This window comes from Nocardia nova (assembly GCF_002933465.1).
GTDB lineage: Bacteria > Actinomycetota > Actinomycetes > Mycobacteriales > Mycobacteriaceae > Nocardia > Nocardia nova_B.
In genome coordinates this window covers 1-921 of the sequence record NZ_PSZE01000095.1, presented here as the reverse complement: position 1 = coordinate 921, position 921 = coordinate 1, and the positions used below count along the sequence as shown (strand labels likewise).

Sequence of the window (921 nt, the reverse complement as noted above, 5' to 3'; positions counted from 1 at the left end):
ATCACCAACCACATGAAGTTCAATAAGAGCAAGTGCCGGGTCCTGCACCTGGGACGGGGAAACCCTGGCTGCACGTACAGACTGGGCGATGAGACGCTGGAGAGCAGCCTAGAAGAGAGGGATCTGGGGGTGGTGGTAGACAGCAAGTTGAATATGAGCCAGCAGTGTGCCCTGGCAGCCAGGAGGGCCAACCGTGTCCTGGGGTGCATCAAGCACGGCATCGCTAGTAGGTCGAGGGAGGTGATTGTCCCGCTCTACTCTGCGCTGGTGCGGCCTCACCTCGAGTACTGTGTGCAGTTCTGGGCACCACAGTATAAAAAGGACATGAAACTGTTGGAGAGTGTCCAGAGGAGGGCTACGAAGATGGTGAGAGGCCTGGAGGGGAAGACGTACGAGGAACGGCTGAGGGCACTGGGCCTGTTCAGCCTGGAGAAGCGGAGGCTGAGGGGAGACCTCATTGCAGTCTACAACTTCCTCGTAAGGGGGTGTCGAGAGGCAGGAGACCTTTTCTCCATTAACACCAGTGACAGGACCCGCGGGAACGGGGTTAAGCTGAGGCAGGGGAAATTTAGGCTTGACATCAGGAGGGGGTTCTTCACAGAGAGGGTGGTTGCACACTGGAACAGGCTCCCCAGGGAAGTGGTCACTGCACCGAGCCTGTCTGAATTTAAGAAGAGATTGGACTGTGCACTTAGTCACATGGTCTGAACTTTTGGGTAGACCTGTGCGGTGTCAAGAGTTGGACTTGATGATCCTTAAGGGTCCCTTCCAACTCAGGATATTCTATGATTCTATGATTCTATGATTCAGTTGTGAGAAATTGGCCTTAAGGATTTTTCTTGTGAAACTTACTTGGAAGAAGGCATTTTTTTGCTCTGGAATTAAGTGCAGTTCTTGCAAAGAAACCTGTGGTAGCTCCAT

1 protein-coding gene is annotated in these 921 nt (G+C 53.0%); it reads left to right on the top strand.

Features of this window, described 5'->3' with window-relative positions; all coding sequences use genetic code 11:
* A partial coding sequence (locus C5E41_RS32985) for a hypothetical protein (RefSeq protein WP_219823318.1) occupies positions 1 to 708 on the top strand: 708 nt, incomplete at its 5' end.
* Between the last annotated feature and the right edge of the window lie 213 nt (positions 709 to 921).